General features: G+C 44.7%; 20 protein-coding genes. 8 read left to right on the forward strand and 12 right to left on the reverse strand.

Annotated elements, in window-relative coordinates:
* The first annotated feature begins 84 nt into the window (after nt 1-84).
* Nucleotides 85-1,005 carry a hypothetical protein gene (locus MJX74_RS19725; protein WP_240224725.1) on the forward strand — a complete coding sequence of 307 codons (921 nt, stop codon included), beginning with the start codon at nt 85-87 and terminating at the stop codon, nt 1,003-1,005.
* Nucleotides 1,006-1,014: 9 nt separating this feature from the next.
* On the opposite strand, the gene traN is transcribed toward MJX74_RS19725, so the two are convergent.
* The 6 genes from traN to lepB all read right to left on the reverse strand — a co-directional run bounded on the left by traN (nt 1,015) and on the right by lepB (nt 8,588).
* Nucleotides 1,015-4,884 (reverse strand): conjugal transfer protein TraN, encoded by a 3,870-nt coding sequence (gene traN, locus MJX74_RS19730; protein WP_240224726.1) that lies wholly within the window; start codon nt 4,882-4,884, stop codon nt 1,015-1,017.
* 107 nt (nt 4,885-4,991) lie between these two features.
* Nucleotides 4,992-5,453 (reverse strand): hypothetical protein, encoded by a 462-nt coding sequence (locus MJX74_RS19735; RefSeq protein ID WP_240224727.1) that lies wholly within the window; start codon nt 5,451-5,453, stop codon nt 4,992-4,994.
* A 7-nt stretch (nt 5,454-5,460) separates the two neighbouring features.
* Nucleotides 5,461-6,630 (reverse strand): TraU family protein, encoded by a 1,170-nt coding sequence (locus MJX74_RS19740; protein WP_240224728.1) that lies wholly within the window; start codon nt 6,628-6,630, stop codon nt 5,461-5,463.
* The gene (locus tag MJX74_RS19745; protein WP_240224729.1) at nt 6,627-6,767 is read right to left on the reverse strand and encodes a hypothetical protein; all 141 of its coding nucleotides are present in this window, start codon (nt 6,765-6,767) and stop codon (nt 6,627-6,629) included. The genes MJX74_RS19740 and MJX74_RS19745 overlap by 4 nt, the downstream gene beginning before the upstream one ends.
* Complete coding sequence (locus MJX74_RS19750) at nt 6,764-8,074, reverse strand: TrbC family F-type conjugative pilus assembly protein (protein ID WP_240224730.1); 1,311 nt, start codon at nt 8,072-8,074, stop codon at nt 6,764-6,766. The genes MJX74_RS19745 and MJX74_RS19750 overlap by 4 nt, the downstream gene beginning before the upstream one ends.
* The gene (lepB, locus tag MJX74_RS19755) at nt 8,061-8,588 is read right to left on the reverse strand and encodes a signal peptidase I (protein WP_240224731.1); all 528 of its coding nucleotides are present in this window, start codon (nt 8,586-8,588) and stop codon (nt 8,061-8,063) included. The genes MJX74_RS19750 and lepB overlap by 14 nt, the downstream gene beginning before the upstream one ends.
* A gap of 157 nt (nt 8,589-8,745) precedes the next feature.
* Between lepB and MJX74_RS19760 the strand changes: the two genes are divergently transcribed.
* Together MJX74_RS19760 and MJX74_RS19765 are read left to right on the forward strand one after the other, a co-directional pair.
* On the forward strand, nt 8,746-9,459 hold the full coding sequence (locus MJX74_RS19760; RefSeq protein ID WP_240224732.1) for a hypothetical protein: 714 nt from the start codon (nt 8,746-8,748) through the stop codon (nt 9,457-9,459).
* A 213-nt stretch (nt 9,460-9,672) separates the two neighbouring features.
* On the forward strand, nt 9,673-10,086 hold the full coding sequence (locus tag MJX74_RS19765) for a hypothetical protein (protein ID WP_240224733.1): 414 nt from the start codon (nt 9,673-9,675) through the stop codon (nt 10,084-10,086).
* 17 nt (nt 10,087-10,103) lie between these two features.
* Here MJX74_RS19765 and MJX74_RS19770 read toward each other — a convergent pair whose 3' ends face one another.
* From MJX74_RS19770 to MJX74_RS19790, 5 genes are all read right to left on the reverse strand, one after another.
* Nucleotides 10,104-10,379 carry a hypothetical protein gene (locus tag MJX74_RS19770; protein WP_240224734.1) on the reverse strand — a complete coding sequence of 92 codons (276 nt, stop codon included), beginning with the start codon at nt 10,377-10,379 and terminating at the stop codon, nt 10,104-10,106.
* Nucleotides 10,380-10,384: 5 nt separating this feature from the next.
* On the reverse strand, nt 10,385-11,014 hold the full coding sequence (locus MJX74_RS19775) for a helicase-related protein (protein WP_240224735.1): 630 nt from the start codon (nt 11,012-11,014) through the stop codon (nt 10,385-10,387).
* A gap of 4 nt (nt 11,015-11,018) precedes the next feature.
* A complete protein-coding gene (locus MJX74_RS19780) occupies nt 11,019-12,020 on the reverse strand; it encodes a DEAD/DEAH box helicase family protein (protein WP_240224736.1) in 1,002 nt (333 codons plus the stop codon).
* Between the two features lie 80 nt (nt 12,021-12,100).
* Nucleotides 12,101-12,337 (reverse strand): hypothetical protein, encoded by a 237-nt coding sequence (locus MJX74_RS19785; protein ID WP_240224737.1) that lies wholly within the window; start codon nt 12,335-12,337, stop codon nt 12,101-12,103.
* Nucleotides 12,338-12,342: 5 nt separating this feature from the next.
* On the reverse strand, nt 12,343-12,660 hold the full coding sequence (locus MJX74_RS19790; protein ID WP_240224738.1) for a hypothetical protein: 318 nt from the start codon (nt 12,658-12,660) through the stop codon (nt 12,343-12,345).
* Nucleotides 12,661-12,802: 142 nt separating this feature from the next.
* Here MJX74_RS19790 and MJX74_RS19795 point away from each other — a divergent pair, with 142 nt between their 5' ends.
* From MJX74_RS19795 to MJX74_RS19805, 3 genes are read left to right on the forward strand one after another with little or no spacing between them, the layout of a single operon-like run.
* Nucleotides 12,803-13,279: a hypothetical protein gene (locus MJX74_RS19795; protein ID WP_240224739.1), complete on the forward strand. Its 477-nt coding sequence runs from the start codon at nt 12,803-12,805 to the stop codon at nt 13,277-13,279.
* Nucleotides 13,269-13,682 carry a hypothetical protein gene (locus MJX74_RS19800; protein ID WP_240224740.1) on the forward strand — a complete coding sequence of 138 codons (414 nt, stop codon included), beginning with the start codon at nt 13,269-13,271 and terminating at the stop codon, nt 13,680-13,682. The genes MJX74_RS19795 and MJX74_RS19800 overlap by 11 nt, the downstream gene beginning before the upstream one ends.
* 9 nt (nt 13,683-13,691) lie before the next feature.
* A complete protein-coding gene (locus MJX74_RS19805) occupies nt 13,692-14,036 on the forward strand; it encodes a hypothetical protein (protein WP_240224741.1) in 345 nt (114 codons plus the stop codon).
* A gap of 127 nt (nt 14,037-14,163) precedes the next feature.
* On the opposite strand, the gene MJX74_RS19810 is transcribed toward MJX74_RS19805, so the two are convergent.
* Entirely contained in the window at nt 14,164-15,324 is a 1,161-nt protein-coding gene (locus MJX74_RS19810) for a FimV/HubP family polar landmark protein (protein WP_240224742.1), read from the reverse strand.
* Between the two features lie 283 nt (nt 15,325-15,607).
* Here MJX74_RS19810 and MJX74_RS19815 point away from each other — a divergent pair, with 283 nt between their 5' ends.
* Both MJX74_RS19815 and MJX74_RS19820 read left to right on the forward strand, forming a co-directional pair.
* Nucleotides 15,608-19,765, forward strand: coding sequence for an Ig-like domain-containing protein (locus MJX74_RS19815; RefSeq protein ID WP_240224743.1), 4,158 nt, complete (start codon nt 15,608-15,610; stop codon nt 19,763-19,765).
* 95 nt (nt 19,766-19,860) lie between these two features.
* A partial coding sequence (locus tag MJX74_RS19820; protein ID WP_240224744.1) for a hypothetical protein occupies nt 19,861-21,383 on the forward strand: 1,523 nt, incomplete at its 3' end.

Raw genomic sequence — 21,383 nt, forward strand, 5'->3', positions numbered from 1 at the left:
ACGTAACAAGTCGTTATGTGTTTTGGTTTGTTGCCATAATCCTGTCTTCGATTATTATGTCCTCAGATCAACTCGGAGTGACTTATGAAAAAGTTAACAACAATTTTAATTCTTTCAGCCGCAGCTGCATTAGCAGGATGTGCCAGCACAGATAACTCAGCCCCTGATGGGAGCTTCAAGGTATTATCAAACAAACCTTATGTATGGGATAACTCAATCTCAGAGGCTCTGAACGTAGCTAAAATGGCTCAGCCTGCCGGCGTGGGTGGCGGTATGCGTGATTTCGAAGATGGTATGCAAGCTAATGAGGGCAAGTCTTCTGGTGCTATGCGTGTATTTGATGCGGTTACATCCGGTTTAGCTATGGGTGTCTATGGGGTTGCATCCTCTGAAACATTAGGTTCAGCGGCGGAACAGCATTTGAATTGGAGGACATCCATTGTTGAGCTATACCCTGTACCAAACGAAAATGTGTCAACCAGTGAATTAATACACAAAGTTTCTAAATTTGTGGGTGAAAAGACAATTGATGCTATAGGTAAAGAATACGCCGACCTTAAATCTTTTGGAGTGTTCGAACCTCGTAATAGCAAAAGCAATTTCAACTCTGCTGTTTTGTTTTATTCGGAAAATGCATGTAAAGATTCACTTAGATATACTGCATACAACAAGTCCAATGCTATTACGAAGATTACACAACCTCTCAAAAAGTTTTTCCAAACAGAGATTGATGATGTTGGTGGATATTGCGGTGTATTCCAACGGGTTGAGATTGCAGGTTTAATAAATCAAAATGGTCGGGACCACTATGTTGTTGTCGCAGAAATTCAGTCAGGTAATTTTTTCGATAAAGCTATTATCGAAAATTACGATGGCTATGTTCTGGTGCCAAGCTCACTCGAAGTCAAAGCTACAGATAAGCCTGTAACTTTCACCGTTACTCGTCCATATTCATTTGTAGCAAAATCATCAAATATTTTGCTATTTGAGAAAAAGAAGGGCTAATTTAGCCCTTTAATTTAAACCATAATTGCAAACTGGTGGCCGCGGATGAATAGAGCAATCTAAGTTATTTGCGGCATCTTTCATGTAATCTTTTGCCTCCTGCACCCGTTCATCAGCTGTTCCGAGCCGGTCCTTTGTTCTTTGTCCTGTAGGCTTCCTCGCATCAGCATTGAAAATTTGCCCACCATCAGCTCTTTGATAGCAATCTTGTTCTCCAGTTTCTTCCCATACACTGTTACCATTACGGTCAACAATTTGCTCACCCGTTAATGGGTCAATTACAGGTTGCATAATTACTTGGCAGCTAACATCTTTTTTCGAGGCCCCCCCGGTAAGGATCTGCTCACTTGATTCGGTTAGTATCTCTCCCGACTCAAGTAAAAGGCCTACCCACTCTTGTAGTGCACTTTGCATACTCGGAGCTGCAAAGTCCACCATAGAAAGCTGCTCTTGTGTTAAACCTAAGCAAGCATTAGTTTCACCTGATTCTGCCTGCTCTTCAGTTGGACGCCCGCCGGCCATAGGATTAATCCCTAATTGGTTGTACGACTCCTTCATGATTATCCTCGATAAAATTGAGGAGTAACAGCAATAGTCTTGACGGTTTTGCATGCATGTCCCTATTAGTGGGTACCGCTTCGAACAATACTTTTGCCCGACTGCAAAACATGATCTTTGAGCCAGCTTAATACCCATATCCATTTCAACTTTGTCACAGGCAGTAAGCAAGGTAAGCGCAAGCTTAATCATTTGATAAGCAGCATAAACAGCCATTACATTGCTCATTGCGTTTGAAAGCGCTTCATTCATTACTAAGGATGACGCTTCGCCAGCAGCTACGTTAGCTGTCTCCGTAAATATCATACTGGCAAGCTGATCTGGCAGCATGTCATAAACGAACGAATAGACTTGTTGTTGAAGCTGAGCTAACACGGCCTCAATTGCAGCAGTAGCAGTTTCACCTGCAGCAGCATTAACTGCCGTAGCAGTACCTTCAGCAATTACCTCTTCTGCACCAAACAAACTGTTCATGGAACTACTATAAGCACTACTAGCCCAATTTGACACCGCCTGGCCAGCACTGGTAATTGGTTCACTTAGTGTAGAGTACATACCTTGTGCCCCGGTGCCAAAAGCACCATTACCTGCCATCTGCCCTACTTTCATCATCTGCCGGCTAAATGAGACATAAGCCAGAATATCTATTCCACCTGGCTGCTCGCAGCAATCGCTACCAAGTCCCGTTGTTTCCCAAGAACAATATTTGTACTCGCCTTCGAATATGCGGCAAGTTGAAGGATCTTTAGGGTCAGTGCACGAGCTGTCAGACTGGATATTATCCAGGATTGAACCAGCCACCATTGCCTCTACAAATCTGCCATTTGACTCTTGTTCAGTACCGAAACAATCACCGCCTGAGCACGGTAAAATTCCTGAACACGTATTGGTCGTTTCGGAGTAGCTGTAGTCAATTTCCTTACCGCGGTCGCAGCGGAATGTGACAGTATCAGCCATACAGCGGCCAGTTTGCTCCTCAAACCAGCCGTCAGTGCATTCCCTGGCAACTTCTCTACAAGCAGGATCATCTATATAGCGTTGACACTGCTGAGGTAATTTTTGGATTTCCTTCCAAGTATAATTCTCAAGCTCACCCGTTTCAGGGTTAGTAAAAGGTAGTATTTGCCCATAAGTCGGGTCACACTCATAGCCCTCAAGATTGACCTTCCAAGTTTTGTGCCCTTCATCTCCTGAATAGAATTGTGGAATACTATTCAAAAATTCAACAGGATAGTTTTTAGAGCCAACGTCTATTGGTTGGTACTTTTCGAATTTACAAAAACTAGTCGGCTCTTCTGCAGCCTCACCAATAAAGTTTTTCCTACAACTCGCAGTATCTACAAAGGACCGATGAAGTAATTTATTCCCCATCTCATCTTCGGTTTTGATAAGTTCATTGTTGCTATCGTAGAATTCTTCTGTAATGACTGAACAGCTTCCACCCCCAAAGGAATAAGGACCGAATCCTGATGGGCCGTTGCAACTCCAACTCGGAGAGGAGCGCCCATCAGTTGGCCTGGTACACATTTTAGTAATATCGCCTTTATATCCGATTTCTTGTAACGTAAAATTACCACTACAGATTGGTCGGGTCTGCGCACTGGCAAGGCACTTGTTTGTTTGGGTGTCCAGAGCGAAGCCAACAGGGCATTGGTTTGTTTGAGGTTCAGTAGTGCACTTTTCACCCTCTAGACTTCCCGTATCACAATAAAATTCGGTTTCAGGTTTAATGGCGCATTGCTCTTCAGTGACCGTACCAACAACTTCACCAATTGAGCATGTTGGTAGGGACGCACTTCTACTGCACTGGTAAACAACATCATTGAGATTATCAGGCTCCATATACCCGGCTAAGGGGTTATCTTCACGGGCCTTCTTATCAAGTGCATCGTAACAGCCCTCTGGGAACTGCTTTATTTCTACACCAAAACCTTTTCCGTTAGGATTTATCATCTGGATCTGAAATCTAATACCCCCCTCGCCTTTGTTATCAACTAGAACATCGAAATTAAAGTCAATTTGCTGATTATTATTGTGAGCAGAAGAGATAGCATCGAACATATTCCCCGAATGGCTTGGTCTAAAGTTAGTAGCCAACTCACATCTACTAACCTGAGACAAATCACCACTACTACCGGGTGAACCATTTAACATAGACCAGGCCGTTGCACCGTTGACCTTCAATGTAGCATGGTCATCAATTGCACTTTCAACCACTTTGACAGATTGTACTTTTAGCGCCGGGTTCAAAATGAGGCTTGCAGAGCTGGAGAAAGTGGTACAGCTCGCGCGGTATACGTTATCTTGCATATTACCAATGGTGACATCTATGCAACCAGGCCCACAAGAACCGATGACAGCTCCAGATGCATGAAGTATGGTATAGGGGTAATAAGATATCCTTTCAACTTCACAGTAGTCATAATTCGCTTGTTCAAGGTCTTGACAGAAAAATTCTTGAGTATTTGGCGAATTCACGGTACCACTAATATCCGTAGTAACGTTCTGGCATGATGAAAAGAAATCACCAGGGCTGTTCTCAGCATCCAATAAAGAGTTTAAACCGGGCTGCAGCCACCCTTCATTTTCATTGATATTAGTGTTAATTCCCTGCTGAGCTTTGTTAGTTACAGCCTGAAACCCCCTTGCAGAAGCAGACTTACCACTTTTAAAAGATTGGTAAGTGGTTTTGCCCTCCCCATGAAGACCGGTTTCATCACCGTATTTCTCATTAGCTTTGAAGTTATGTTCAGGATTCTTAGCTTCAACACCGTAGAGGTCAGAGCCAGTAATTCCTGATACTCTCTCGACGTTTTCTTTGGCACGCATTCTAAGTTGGCCATTTTCATCACGATAGAACTCCCTGGTACCTTGTTTAGCATAGCTACCCTTAACTTCATCGCCAGAATCTTGCTTTAAAGGGCTTCCGTGGGATTTACCGATAGAGAATGCTTGATTTTGTGATGTCGATGCAGCTTCATTTACCGGCTTTGACATAGTCTGGCCAGTAAGGTCAATTTGTCGTGCTATCCCAGCTCCGTTAATTTGCTCGGCAATTACTCCCGATAAGTTACGGGATGGCAGGTTCATTTGCCGGGTCATTGACTCCGGGGTCTGGCCTGTTGTTTGATGGTTCCTGTCAACATTCTCAAGATCGTATTTATCCTTGAGCTCATCGAGTAGAGGCGTGTCACTTTCTTGTGCGTAAGCGTAATTGAACAGCACATTGATGCCTGAAACTGCTGACAACATCGTAACTGCATTGAGATTTAGCAACATGGTTGCTATCAGCGAGTGAGTGACAATATTTTTAAGACGCATATCATGGCCTAACTTAATCGATTGCCCGCAATGATATTTGAACTGCAGCCATCCATATTTCGTTAAGCGTATTGATTTTGGCCTCTTAGCTTACATTGTGGATTGGCTCACACAGATTGCTGCTTTCGTGCCAGCGTGTAAAGGAAGGAGCGCTCTGCTTCTTGACATGAGGCATGGATATACTCTTGCCAGTCGGTACCAATAGCGTTTTTTTCAGATGGCCAAATGTTACCCGATGGCCCATGTACTAATTCAACTTTTCGCTGATATTCGAGCAGGCCCCAGCCCTTGGGTAAATCAGTCACATCGAGCAAACCTGCAGGGGCCAAGTAGAATCGGTAATTCCCAAAGCCACCCGAAAACCTTTCTGGCTTTTTCCTATCGGCCAGAAAATCAGCCCGGGAAACTTTCACTTCAATTAATACAGAACACTGCTGCCTGAACCCAATACAGTCAGCACGCTCTCTGCTGCCAAATGCCCAGACATTCATTGCAGCAACGCCGAACCCGTTATTCTTTAACCAGGAAACGGCTTTTAGGCATAACTTTTCATGAAGCTCACTGGGCATCTTTTAATTACCCACCATAGGAGCGAACACAGCAATTTCTATAATTCCAGATTAAGTAGACATACGCATTGTCCTTGCCCGGCCGGGTTCGGCCTCCAACCGGCGTACACCACCTTGCAGTTGACATTCCCATAGGGTGGCAGCAATCAGCAAATGGCGTTGCTTCTTCACCAACTGAGCCTGCATAGTTGTTACTGTCATTAAGCTTCACATCTTCTTCATTATCCGGGTCACCAATAAATGGCACCTGATAACCTTTGGTTGTTGATGAGCTGGCTTCCGGTACCGGATACAACATACTGAATTTATACTGCGATCGCGGTATTGTCGGGAAATAGGTTGTCTCGCACATCGCTTCATCGCCAATCGTTTTATGGGCTAGTCCTTTTCGGTGTAATGAAGCGAGTACCCGCTGTGTAATCAACGAACTGCCAGCGACTGGATCAGACTGAGGGAATACGTTGCCGGTAAGGGGGTACAAACTCCCATCGCAGCCAGCGCAACCGTAAAAAGATTCGTCCTGATTGTCAGCTGTGGACAGAACACAATCAGTCGCGCACCAGGCCATTGCTGCGGGATTAGCGAATATGATTGACTCTGGGTTAAGCACTAAAGACAGGAGATCATTGTTCCACAAAGGGTCAACTTCGCTTACGTACAGCAAGTCCATGTCAATGTAACCATCTGAGCAATCAGGCAGCATTAACATTCCCAGCATGGCCATTATCGGATAAGAAAAATAGTGGTACTGATAAAACGCGCCGGCACTACCGCCATTTTTGTGCCTGAAGCCCTGGTTGTGGCCAAGTCCTGTAAGTGAGTCTTGCAAGCGGATACCGCCAAGTGCAGGGGAGCACCAGGGAGTAGTGACAACTTCATTAACTTTAACCGGCGCCCAGAAGCCCATAGGAGTGCCAAATTCAGGAACACCCAATGCATCCTGACACATGCAAGCTAGTGCTGAATCATTGGCGCCGTTAGGCTTTTTCCCAACCCCAAACAAGTTCAAGCTGTCGAGAAAGCAGTCCCAACAAATCTGCGTAAAGACATTCGTAAAGACGTTCGCATCATCACAAATCGGGTTTACTTCAATATCTGTTTCTGCACGAGTTGGGTTCCCTACTGCACTAATAAAGATGAACGCTGCAACCCAAAGAAGCTTAATAACTGATTTCACACCTTATCTCCCAGCATCTCTTTCGCCCACTCTATTGCCCTTCCAATATAGTTAAAGGCTTGCGCAGCCAGATCAGGGTATGAGAATGACACCCAGATCCCCACAGCCACGAAAAATATTGCGGGTAAAAATCTCATTGCCGTTCCTCAAGTTTGATTTGCTCAATTCGAAAAACCTGTTTTTTAAGTTCAGGAGTTATAATTGCGGGTAACGCAGAAAGCTTAAATTTATCTACCAGCTCTTTTGGCAACAGATAGATTTCCTTACCAAAATGCTTGCGAATAGCGGCCAGATGCTCCCAACCATTCTCACTGTTTAAAGTACTGGTCATTAGCATTACCGGCCCGGTTAGCTGCGGCGAGCTTAATGCTGCAGTTGCCCATTCAAGATGTTTTACATTAGAGGCGTCGAAGATCATGAAATTCTGCACGGCTGTCATCGTGGCCAGTGGGTTGATAATGTCACCCGCTCTTGCCAGCAAGTCCCCTCGTGGGTTTCTCACATCAGCAGTAACACGTACAGTTGGGTCAATAAACCACACTTCAGACTTATCAGCGTTGGGTAAAGAGACAAACTTTTTACGCTTCCAAAAGCTGTCAACCGTTCGCTTTTTTTCCGCTTCAAAGTCGAAGCTTGCAATTCGGTCTTGAATATCTTCAACAATACTTCTTTCTAAGACAGGCTTAGTAGGGCCGTATGAACCAAAGTCCTGACTTTCCATATTGTCAACGGCGTGTCCTTTTAGCCATCGTAAATTTGTTATCCCACGCGCTGTGTAGGTTCTGCCATTTTCATGATAGAGAATCGTCGGCACCTGTGTAACCTGAAATTGTTCAAAGGCAGCCGGGTTAAACCTGGTATATGGCTTTTCATCCATTTTGATGGCCAACCTTTGGAGATGGCTAAGGGTGTCCATAATGCTTTCATCACCCTTCTTTAACCCCTTTAGGTACACCTGAGCGCCAGCGGATTGGGCAGATGTTAGAGCATCTTTGATTTCAGCTTCTGACATGCTGAAGCTAATGAATATTGCAAAGTGTGATTTAGGGGCGTCACTGTATTCTGGATTAAACAGGCTGGCTTCTTCCTGTGTTAAACCTGCATGCTTTTGCAGTTCAACATCCAGCCGCGAATACGTATTGTCCACAAGTTGCTGTGCAGCTTTCTCGTAGGCTTGAACCTTCGCCTCAACTGACTCAACAGAAAACTGATTCAGGCTGCCATCTGCTTTTAATGACTTTGAAGCTTCACCGGTTTGTTCTACAACACCCTGAACCCACGAAGTATCAGTTGAAGTTGAATTGTCCTGGCCAACCCACTTTTCAGACCTGAGCTTTTGAGCCATTTCATCCGCCTTTTTAGTGTTAAACACTTCATCACCCGATAAGGCCATGAAAGGCAGAATGACGACTAAACCACAGGCTAATAACTTAGAAAATTGCATACGCCTTCCCGATAATGTCACTTTGTTTTACGGTTCCCCAGTAGCGGGAGTCGTAGGAGCTGATGGTTTCACCCATCATGAAAAATTCACCTGCAGGAATTAACCAGTCGGTTTGAATATCGCTTATGGACATTCCTAAGTACTGAAATGAGTAGCTAAGACTAAGGTCCACCACTTCTGTGCCGGCAATAACGGTTTTGTCTTGATCAACATGGACAGACATACCCTCCGTTGCGGCCACTTTTTTTATCCACCTACCGCCGACACCGTGAATTGCATTAGGGCTGTTCATCACAAATGCGGCCAGTTCTCCCTTGGATACTGATTTATCCCACTTATCTATAAGGAAAAATGAGGCATAGAGACAGTCACTATCAGCAGCATTAAATGCAAAGGAGTACCTGCTGTTGAAGTAGGTGAATGCCAAGCCAACCATTAAGCAAAGAGCTGCGAATTGGGCGCTGAATTTGGAAATATTCATAAGCTCGATATGTGCAATTTCAGATAAGGTCATCTTAATTGCCATGCTCATATTTTTACGTTGCTAAGACAGCTGTTTTTCGAGCCTTAAGGTTGCCCCAGTATGCTTGATGGGTAATAGGCAGCTTTATTGCCCGACTTCATGCTTCTGGAATAATGCATTTACTATTCCGGCAAAACTGGAGAACACCGTGAGTGATCAGTACCATTTTAACAATCAAAACAGATACCCTAATCAGCACCCTGGACAGGGCCGCCAGCTACCACAACAAGTCAATAGCCGTCCAGCATCCCTAAGCCGGGTAAACAATGGTCCAAGTGAAATATCTCAACACGTTAATAGTCAGCAGCAACACTCCTCAAATACGGGTAACAGTAAACAAACGACGCAACCGTTCGTTGAGCCACGGATTGAGCATGTTGGTTACGGTAAAAACGCAGCATTTCAGTTTAGCAGCGGTAAGAGCAGGTCAGGTCTTCATACTGTTTTTATGGAATCGGCTAAACGATTGAACCCCAACGATCCAAATAACAGAGACTACAACTGGCAGAAAAAAATACTACTACAGCTTACGGCATCCGAATTGCCCATTGTAATAGCTGTGCTAATGGGCCAGCTCCCCAGTTGTGAGTTCAAGAACCATGGACCTCAGAACAAGTGGTTTTCAATCGAGAATCAAGGCAAGAACTTCTATATGAAAATGGGCGCATCACAAATGGAGATGAATGTGGCTCCGATCTCACTGGTGGATGCCTTGCAGTTTGGGACAATTGCTTTGGTATCCTATATCAAAAATTACCCAGGCCTGAGCTCTGAGGCTGCTTTAACGACAATCAGGATGATGTCAAAGCAGATGTACGATAACGGCTCATTCCCTGCAGTGCAGGCTCAACGGCGTCAGTAGTAGTAAATAGATCGGCCCCGTTTTATCGGGGCGCATCTATTTTTAAAAGTTCGCACTTGAACAAATCAGGGAGTGTCCAATTTTAACGTACATTTTTTACATATTTAGATATGCCAAGTTGTTAAGACTCAGAAAAACCATACCTAAGCCAACAAAGACATAATTAATTCGCTCTACCATATACCTGAATTTAAATAGATTGGTGTATTGGCCGTGAAAATTTCAAAATCAAAAACTCTTCTCACCTTAGCTGCAATGTGTTTGGCGGCTTTTGCATTTTTCATATTATTGCCCGACAACGCTGAAACGTCACCTGGGGAAGACTATCTAAAGTCTATCGTGCTTTTGGCCGCAAGTGCTGATGAAGCTTCCAAAGTGTGTGACTGCGAAATCACGGTTATTAAAGAGATTAAGGTTTCTTTGACCTACCCCTTTAAACCCAGAGACACCGATGACCTTACTAAAATGAAAGCTATTGGTGCATGTGGCATAGTGATTAACAGCTACACTAAGGCTTTACGCAATGACCGAACTTATGTGCAAGGTTTAGCATTTAAATCAGAGCAATGTGAGACCCTTCGCAATTGGCATTCCATTTTCACAGGCCCCTTACGCAATAGTCTTTAAAGATAGCAAATTTATCGCTAACTCAGCAGTTCCACGACACTTTCAACATCATCAATGCTGACATTGATATTTCTAATTAACCCTTGATAGGCTCCATGTTGCGTGGAGCCCGCTTCTATGTCACCTAAACCTCTTAATCTCAGGTCGTACATTGCCAGATCAAAACCATCGCTAATCTCACATAACGCACGCATGCGCTCAAGGCTATTAGGGTTCTTTCGCATCCTTGGCAAATAAAGTACAAAGGCTCCATGTCCGCCATGACGAACCAGGCGGCCGCGAATTTGATGCAATTGCGTCAGGCCAAACCGTTCAGCATGATAAACGTCGCTAATTCCAGTTTAGGGATGGTTATTCCCACCTCAATTACTACCGTGCTCACAATGATACTCGTGATGCCAGATGAAATATCATTGAGGGCTTTAGCGTTTCCCTCTTCTGAAAGTCCGGCATGCGCCACGCTGACTTTGCCGGGAAAGAATTGCTCCAACTGCATTGCTATTGTTTCGGCATCCGGAAGGTCATCATCTTTATCATCCGCTTCCCGCTTTGGACAGACTACCAGAACCTTGGCGCCAGCATTAACTGTACGATACACCATCTGCATCAGCTCCCGCGCCTGATGCTTTTCCATAATCCGGGTGTCAATCGTTTTTATGGCGTGGCACTGAGTAATGCATTCAATTCTGACCGCTCCAAACTCGGCAAGGGCCATGCTACGCGGTATAGGTGTGGCGCTGACTTCAATTACTGAAGTCTCGCCAGTGCAAAGCTTAGAGCGCTGAGTAGATGACAACTTTTGCTGTTCATCGACAATAATGAGCGAAAACTCCCCCACTTCCCGAAACAGCAGAGCACTTGTGCCAATAAGAAGTTTACTTTGCATCATTTGTGCTGTTGTGTGACCACTATTGCCGTTAACCAACAACGGGCTAAACTCCGGAAAATACCCCCGAAAGCTCACGGTGAATTTGCTCAGCGAGCCGGCCATTTGGTAGCAACACTGATACCCTACCACCGGCACTGCAAACATAGCCGGCAATTAAGCCATACGTCACTGTTTTGCCGGTACCAACATCGCCAACCAACAGTGTGTTGACCTTTTCTCCGGCACTGAGAGCGGCTAAGTGCCGCTGTACAATATCGCGTTGCTCCTTCGTGATCTGAAATGGCACATTTTTTGTCAAGCGCTCCAATGGCCAACCTAAAATAGGCTTTACCCGCTGGATTGATTTTGCAGCAGCAGCCCTGGCCAGCAGCGCATCTGAAGCGCATAGCGTAGCTAATTTATGAAAGATGCTATAGGCGTAATGTGCTATCTCGATGTTTTCTGGAAAATGAATAGCATAAAGAAGATCTTCCAATGTCATTCTTTCACACTGCAGGTACCTTCTTAGACCTGCCCCGTTTGAGAAGTGCTTCAAACATAGCTTCCTTACTTTTTCCGCAGCGGCAGGTACTGCATCAACAACTAAACTTGAAATCAGCTTTCCTACGGTTGCAGGTTTTAGCTTTCCAGGCACGCCCGGGTATATTGCATTAACCCTACCCACTAACACTGGCTCAATTAACCTTGCATTATTTATGTAAGCCCCGCTTCCAGAGCAATTGAGCGTGCCATGCACATAGAAGCGCTCTGCCGCCTTTAATTGCTCAACTTGTTCACGTACATCTCCAAAGAGAACGAACTGAAGTAGCAGCGCACCGTCGGTTACAGTGAAAGATGTTTGTGGTCTTCCTTTAGAAAATTTTGTTTCAGGGCTTGAAGCCAGGGTGCATTCAAACAAATAGTCACAACCCGACATAAGCCGATTTATATCAAAGTCTGTTACCGGAAACCTGTAATCAGCATACTCAACCGGCATAAACAGTGGGACTTCTTCCACTGCCTTGAGGCCGGCGAGCTTTAGGTTTCCTAAAGGGTGTTTTGACATGGCTCCTCCATTTTTCGGAGGATAAATCGAACTCAGATTAGCGCCACAAAACTGGCTAAAGAGTCGGTTGTTTGAAATTGTCAGTTGTTCTTCAGTGTCATCTCTGCTGCAACAGCTTTAATTACCACGATTTGCTGCAACGAAAGGTCCGCCCGATTTTCCAGTATTTGAACTGCATCAATTAGATTACAGTTGTCCCGGTTCATAACGCTGTATATTGCCCCTTCCCAGAGAAGGGCCGTTTTTTTAAATCGATTTACCCCAATAATTTTAATGAGCTGTTCCCTACAAAACGCCCATGATTCAGGGGTTGCCATAACAATTAGGCTGCCTCTGCGCCGTTACGTAGTTCATTATCAATTTTCATAAACCAGCTTCTGCGAATAGGTTGCTCATTAATCCACTCTTCCAGATTCGAAACCTCACTGTTCGAATTTCTGAGCATCCTCAAAAGTACCACCACAGAGTTTGCTAGAAGAAACTCTTTACTATGCTCACCATACCAATTACTAAAGAAGTTTCTTGTTTCAATTGTCTCTTCTAAATAGCCAGCAGCCTCAGCAATAGGCGTGGTCAAAGCAACAAGCATCTCAGCTCTCTCATGTACAGCTTTAACCCTGAAATCAGTCATATTAAACATTATGTTATCCCCATGGTTGTGCAGGCATTGTAACCAACCTGCGTTTTAACAATGCCGGTTAAGCACCCAAATAATTACTGCTTAACAGGGAATAGCATCTGCAAACGGCCCCTATAATACCCCTGAATAACCGGAGGTATTAATGCTCAAATCTCTAACACCGGCTTTACTTTGCGCGGTATTACTAGCTTGCTCGCCGAACCCGGAACAGCCTGCTTCCATTGAAGGAGTTAAGCAAATGATCATAAAGCGCTGGCTTCAAAGTCCAAAGCACTGCCAGGGCTTACTTGATGATCAGATTTCGGACTTTACCTTCTTAGAAGAAGGCATTAAATCTGGTGGTGCAATCGTAAAGGGCTCATATAGTTTTTATGACAATGAAGATGCACATAAGCATTTTTATGAGTTCCTGAAAGCTAACAGCAACTGTGACAGAAATTTTCCCAAAACAGATACACCATTTCTGATGATTAAATTCTCAACCTTTGAGCAAACATTCATCCTGGCTGTTTTTGAGGGGCAAGAGTTCATGTTGCGCCTAGTTGGCAATGAGGTTTTCCCTGTTATCCCATTCCCTGATGATTCAGACTACTTAAGGACGCTTAACTATGAAGATTAAAATTCTGACTTTGGTAGGCGTCAGCCTGATCGCTACCACTCTGTTAACACAGGCTGGCCAGCAAACTACTCAGGTCAATTCAACACGTATTGATGTAAGGTCAATTAATGACAACATGATGGGCTTTCGGCCAGAGCCAAAATATAAGGCAAGTAAGCTCGAAACGGTTGACCCCTGGAGCAAGCCCATATATGAACTGTTCGCACCAGCAGCCACTATGGTTACAGATGCGGAATTAAATAATTATTTCCTGTATGGCAGCGCCCGTTTAGGATTTACGGAATACTTCGCTTTAAAGTTAAGCAATGGCGAGCGCTTCTTATGCCCAACTGAAAAATTATCCGGGGAATGTGAAAAAGTGAGTACTTTCAAAGCTCATGGCAAGTCTGAATTCGTTTTCTAAGGTGAAAGTATGAAAACAGTTATAATTCTTTCCCTGTTAGTTTTTACAGCACTTTTTTGCATGTTCATTGTTGAATACAAAATTGCTCATTTACCTGATGATGTGAAGACACAGTATTATCAGGACAAGCTTGAAAGCAAACGATTAGAGGCAACTGTTAGAGAGCAGAGAGAGCTTGAGTTTCAGGCTACAGCAGAGATGCCTTATTCCGCCCTAACAACTGATCAGGAGAAATCAGACTGGTACTTGCAAAATTTGGTACCAAAAGTAATCAGCTTTGTATTTCTAGTTATTTTATTTTCAGCACTTCTTAAGTGTTTTGGGGTTTTACTTAGCAAGCAAAATGACAATTAGGATGCACCTTACCTAACGTGATTTCCTTGCCATTTGAAGAGGTCTAACAGTTTACACGAGTGCACATTGATATCATTCCGGTGTAAATGGCGGATTGACTTAGCCAGTAGCTGATTTCAAACCACCACTACGCGTTAGTGGTGCGTACATTGCCATTTTTCAAACTGCGATTGTCAGCATTCACTTTATACATGCCTTCTTTCCTGGACATTGAGGCAATATAGCTATCGTCAGGTAAAATAAGGTGAACACCCCGTTTACGTAGATTAATATTATCCTTGATGAATACACTTGGATTTAGCTTGTATATAGCAAGTATTGCCTGGTAAATACTGTTGTCACCTCGTATTTCCTTAGCCAGGTCCCATATTGCAACCGAATCTGCTAATTTAATTTTGTTAAGGGCATCTGGTGAAACAAGCTTTTGGGGGGCAGTAATTAATACAGCATGATCTTTAGTTTCACCTGGAGCATCGTTTGCCCCCTCATCTTCAGTGACGCGCTCTACAAGAGACTGACGGGCCGCTACATTTTCTGCAGATAATCCCACAGCTTTATCTGCAACTAATACATCGACGGGTGCCATCGGCATGGGACTTTGGACCTTAACAGGCAATTTATCTGGTTGAACCACATTGCTGGTAGTTAAACGCTGGCTCTCAACTTTTAACGATCCCTTTTGTTTATTTACAGCGCCAGCTAACTTATGCTCAGTTCCGACGTTTAAGAAGTGTATAAATCCTTTCAGGGGATTGACTTGCCGGCCATGCTCCAATACTTCAAAGTGTATGTGCGGACCGGTTGCCAAACCAGTACTACCAACGGTTGCAATCTGACTACCTTTCTTTACAAACTCACCGACATCGACTTCAATGCTATCTGCATGCGCATATCTTGTGACTGTGCCATTGCCATGATCTAACTCAACTATTTTGCCAAATGTAGGTGAATGTGTTGCCCTGACAACAATTCCATCTTGAACAGCCGTTATAGATGCGCCACGCTTTGCTGCGATGTCAATCCCATTATGTTGCTTCATCTCGCCAAATACAGGATGCAAACGCATCCCAAACTTGCTGGTAATTAAGCCGGCAACAGGTAGTGCTTGCACCGCACCCTGCTGTAGTTCCTTATCACCCACTTTCGCTTTTGATGCCCTTTCCCTGGCTCGGTCGGTATTCTCAATTGCCTTGAGCCATGCGTCTGGGTTTTGACTGTACCATTCTGACTGGCAACTAAACGCAGCGCCCATAGTTAAACAGATAGCAATCTTCGTAAGCTTTTTCATTGTCATCGTCCGCAAGGAGTTGTGACGGTATTATTTAGAGAACTACCTTGCTTGAGTGAGATTAAGGTTGCTGATATTTGATACTTAGCTGTCAAAAAGAAAGAATTTGGTATTCCACCTCACGAGAACCACCAAAAGCGCAAATTTCTCTTGCAGATATCCCAGTCTTCGGGGTGGGGGTTAAACACGTAAATTTGAAGTCCTTAGCGAATTAGTAGCAAGAAGCTGACTGATATATTGGCCATTATTTTTTATTGTACTTTGGCCAAAATCCGGGATGGTTATGAATAACTCTCAAGCAGCAACACTGATTTTATCATTATTTGCCGCGTCGCTTTACGCACAAGACGGGCCGGTGTTTAAAGGTGCACTTATTGCACAAATGCCTGATGTAAAATCACAAATGACTGATACGCCGGTAGCTCATGTCAAAGACTTTTCCCTGACACTGAATCAAGATGCGCATGCATGCCGATTAACCACAGATATCTCATTGGCCAAAAAAGGCCGGGATACACAGGGCCGTTGGGTTTGTTTACTTGAATGGGGTGAAGAAACCCACTCTTTGACACCTAAACACCTGGAGTTAAGCGGGCTTTCAAATTCATCCGGAAATTTGTCTTTTGCATACACACTTTCGGTGTTCAGCGGCGGGCAAAAAATGCACCTTGATTCTGGTTCAATTCCTGTAGGCTTTCTTGAGCCGGAGTTACCTGAAATACTGGACTATGAGGTTGAATGGGTCAGAGCAGAAAATACCCATGGTGTAGACCACATTAATTATAATCGGATGGACTCGGCCTCGAATCTTGTGGTTCACGCCGCGCCAAGGCCATTCAATCAACGTTTTTTCGTTGATGGCAAACAGTGTGATATCAATGAAGGTGAAAGCCGCTGCCAGGTTCGGATAAATCGCGAGTTTGCCACCCTCAATGAAAAAACAGGGGCTTTTGCATACGATGGCCGGCTTGCTGACACCAAGAATTACTGGGACATTGGAACCCCCGGGATTGCTAACTTACATTGGGATTTCCGTGAGCCTAGCGTTGCTCATATTGCGATGAATTCCGCTTTGAAGGGCGAGGACCTTACCGTTTCACACGATGGATTGGATGTAACCTTACAGCCTGATGAAGCCATCGCTTTTATTAAGACACCTCACTACGGACTCGATGGAAATTGGTGGGTTCCTAAAAATCCAAAGTTAAACTTAGCGCTGTCAAATGGGCTAAGTCACAGCAATTTAATGGTGGTTAACAACAACTCCATTCGATTCAATGTTACCGGTGTGGCATATGATAAAAACTTCAGCCTACCCTCTGCTGATCCGGAATTACGCGGGGAATACCTAATCTACCGGTACCGAATGAATGAATTACCAGATGGCCTTTACGATCTGTCTGTAGCAGTTAGTGATGATTTCGATAATAGTTCTTCGCTCACTCTAAACGAACAGTTACTTGACCGTTTTGCACCAGACATAAAGGTTCTGTCAGATCGCTATGTGATTGAGAAAAATGGTACGGAAATCTATTTCGTGTCAGACCTCACGGTTGCAGCACACGGGGGTTGGGATGATGGTACAGAAATCACCAAAGTTTTAGTTAATAACGAACCGGTAGAACTGCGTGGGGACTCGCCAAAGATCAAGGTACCTGTTGGCTTAGATTACCCGGTAAACTCAGAAATCCAGATGCAAGTTTTTGCATCCGATAGAGCTGGCAACGAAGCCGTAAAGAACCTTACGCTTTCATACATGCCGGTTGAGTTCGGCATGAGAAACGTTCCGGAATCACTATACCAAGCAGTTGAAACAACTCGCCTGGCACTTAGGCAGACCAAGGGGGTCAAGTGTAAAACTGCATCCAGTCCTGAGCTGGCCATCACGCAAGCCAGAGGTCCATACAAAGGTTGTACTATTGAATGGTTAGAGCTACCAGATGGTTTGGAATCAGAAGTTTTACCATATACATTCTCACTTATGGGCGGTATCAATGAACTTGGTGACCAAAAGCTTGCTTACCGAGTGAAGTTCTATAACGAGCAAGGTGATTCTGTCACAGCTTATGAGGGTGAATCTGTAATAAATGTAAAACCATCATCCCAGCCGACCTTTTCGTTGATGTCTCTTAACAAGTTGGGTGAGGACGTTTATGGCGTTCCGTTCAACACTAATCAAATAACAAGATACGAAATAAAGACAGTACCTGCTGATACCATCATGAACGTTAACACAGCTAACGGTGAGATGAACGCCAGCTATGAATATGCCCAGCGATTGCGAGCTGGAGAGTACTCAATCCGAAGCACCTTAAGTCGGCCCCGCTCAGCCGAACGTATAGCCTGGAATGAAACAGACTACTCTATTGACGTATTTCATCGACGCAGACCAGATGCGGTATCGACAGAGCAATTCCGTCTGATTACGTTGCCGGATGGAGGCGTCCGTTCAAGAATCACTCTGGAAAATAAAGATGCAACTGATGCTGATACATTAATCGCGCATGTTGAACTTGGCCGGTATATACGCGGAAGTATGACGTTTGATGAGACCAGTATGGGCAAGTGGCAAACCTACCTGGCGTACAGGAAAGACGGCGAATATGTGCCAATCAGCGACACTGTAGATGTTGATAGTTCAGGAAAAGCTATGATACCTGCTGATGCCGGCCTGGTGTTTAAAAACACTAGCCAAGTCTATGCGATCTCGACAACAAAAGGCCCATACCCTGAGTATCAAAGAACAATAGCATCAGCCAGCGCACGTGTGGCAGTTATCCAGTCAGAGGCGGTCGAGGGGATCCTGTCAAGCCGGACGATTGAAGCTCCTGTACCATTCTCAGCCTCGATGCGGTTCGAATTCACGACCGGTGAAGATCGAGCAGCTTCAGTACCAGTTACATGGGAACGCTCAAACGACATGATCAACTGGGAAACAATTGAGACTAACCCTGGGCAGCGCATTTATTCTGAGCGGATTACTGTTGCCGGCACCACATATTTCCGTGTCAGGATGGCAAACAAGCTAACTAGTGAGGTTTCGTATTCAGAATCATTAAGAGTGGTTGGTTTTGAAACACCGAAGATACGCCTAGAGGGTCCGCATACAGTTTATGCAGGGCAGCCAGCCCAGTTGACTGTATTTACCCGCGAGGATATCGATATCGCCGAGGACGGATTTACAGAGTGGTCTATTGACAATGGTGCAACGTGGACTGCAGGTAATGACACTGAAATCTTCGAGCTATCGGCATCGACTAACGTGATGGTCAGATACAGGCTGTCGACAACATCAGACGTAATCGGCGAGGAAGGATACGTATCTGCTAATTATAGGGTTAATGTTACAGATATTGTTCCTGTGCGCATCCGTGCCAGTGGGCCACGTCAAGCTGAAGTGGGAACTTCTGCAGAATTACGAGGTTCGGCTCTTCATGCAAACTCGCGTGCTGAAGGCACCATTGTTGAGCAATGGGTAGCGCCTAGTGGCGCTGTTATCAGTGGTGGTGATGTTTCGTACACAATTACCGAGGCAGATATTCAAGACGGTGAAATCGGAAGTTTCAAATTTCAGGCATGGGTAGAGGGCATCAAAGACGGTACTATCAATGAAGCAACGGTGGATATGACGTTATGGGAGTACACGTTACCAGAGATATCACTTACGTTAATGTCTCGCGTTCAAATTGCTCCAGCTACGATAGTTGCTCGTGTAGATGTTCCGTATTTCTATGCGCCAGGTGTCGAATTGACTTACGAATGGCTGCTGACTGAACATGTTGAAGTCTCGCGTACAAGCTCATCGCTCACTTATCTGACTGCAAAGAACCCTGGGGTGCATCAAATAGGTATTCGGGTATCTGATAACCGCGGCAATACTCGTGAAGTTTTTGAGTTCATTGACATAGTTAATGCTGATCCGATGGTTGCCGGCATGGAAATACGGCCATCAAACAGTTATATGAGAGCGCCACTTGCTGTTAGTGTTCGGACAAATGCCAAGGCAGGACACCCTGACGACAAAATAGAAGCCTACAAATGGTTCATTAATGGTCAGCCAATCGAAAAGGAAACCCGGCCATATGCAACCTTACAACTGGAGGAAGCTGGTGACTACGATTTGACTGTGGAGTTTCTGAGCAAATTTGGCCAACTTGAAACTCTGACGGAGCGTGTTTCAGTTACCCCCAATCAACCGCCAATTTGTGAGCCGTACTTTTCTGAATACTCATCATCTGTGACATTGTTTTCAAATTGCTCAGACGTTGACGGAAAAATAATAGGCATAAAATACCAATGGCGGGATGACGGTTATGAGACATCGGGCGGCACCCAATTACGATTTACTAAATCCTTGCATGAAAGCCTTGATGTAACCATTCGCGCAACTGACGACTCCGGAGCAGAAACAACAAGTGTGGTGAAGTGGGCAAGAAACTGATGTGTTAAACATTGAAATTAAGCGCCCTTAGTAATTAAGGGCGTTTTTTTATCCGGTACCATTTATTCCAAAACCTGATACATCTCGGAGAAAAAATGCGTTTTATAATGCTGTTCTTATTTTTAATGTCAGCGCTGTCGAATGCGTCGACAGTTGAGCTCCAAACCCATCATGTGCCGGCATTGTCCCAAGTACTTCTTGATGACAATAACCGTCTTATCACATTGGTAGAAACCCCTGAAATACGCGATGACCTGGGTAACCTCGCCCGTGGCGTCCATACCGTAAATTTTAAACTGGATGCTACATCACCATACCCTGTCGTAATCCAGGGCCGGACGGTGCAACCGGGTGAAACATATATCTTTACGTTGAACCTTTCAAATAGCGGTCACCGCTTAAGTTTGCCAATTCACCCTGCAGTACCGTTTGTTCCAGGTGCAGCCGAATATACGATAGACATTCCCTCACTCTATATCGAGCTATGCCCTGAAGGTTTTACCAAGGGGACTGATGATTGCTACCGCATTACGTTCATTGAGCCTATAGTTGAGTGCCAAACGGGCTTTACTGCGCAAGCCGGCCAATGTGTTAAAACAGTCACATTAAACAAAACTTATAGTTGTGCGTCGGGTTATACCCGGTCAGGTGATACCTGCTCTATAAGCACAAGCACACCAGCTGAAAAAATATGCCCTGAAACACACTTCATGAATGCCGGTGGCCGCTGTGAACTAATCGAGTCAAGTAAACCTCTTCTTTGTGAATTAGGGTTTGAAGTTGATGGTTCACAGTGCCGTAAGAGTGAATCAATGCCACTTATCGGTGAAACATGTCAGGAAGGCTACGCAGCTACTTTTGGCCAGTGTGTAAAGGTTACTTATCAGCTTCAAGGAAAATATTGTGCAAACATTAAGATGGGGGCTTCCCAAAGCTGCACTGGGAGTGGCACATCTCAAGTCTGTTATAAGTACAATGAGGCGCTTGGTTCATGTGATAAAAGCACGTTTTCACCAGTATTGTCAGTTTGCCCAAGCGGAACGACGTTAACAGGTTCAAATTGTGTTTACACGGATACCTACAACATTAATGCTAGCTGCCCAAGTGGCTATACCCGGACAAATGGATCTTGTAGCAAGTATGAAATCAAACCAGCAAACAAGAGCTGCCCTACTGGCTACACTATGGCAGGTACCACATGCTCAAAAGTTGAGAATCAATCAATAGTATCCTGTCCTACTGGTTATGCAAAAGTTGGAAATACCTGTCACGTAACGACATCCATAAATATTAGTTGTCCAACAACTGGCTATAGCTGGAATGGTTCTTCGTGCGTGAAGCCTGAAAGCCAATCAGCTACACCTATATGCCAGACAGGTTACAGCTGGAACGGTTCATCCTGCGCCAAACCTGAAAGCCAATCAGCAACACCTATATGCCAGGCAGGTTACAGCTGGAACGGTTCATCCTGTGCCAAACCTGAAAGCCAATCAGCAACACCTATATGCCAGGCAGGCTACAGCTGGAACGGTTCATCCTGTGCCAAACCTGAAAGCCAATCAGCAACACCTATATGCCAGGCAGGTTACAGCTGGAACGGTTCATCCTGCGCCAAACC

Origin of the sequence: Rheinheimera hassiensis (assembly GCF_022436675.1) — a bacterium.
In the GTDB taxonomy this organism is placed as follows: domain Bacteria; phylum Pseudomonadota; class Gammaproteobacteria; order Enterobacterales; family Alteromonadaceae; genus Alishewanella; species Alishewanella hassiensis.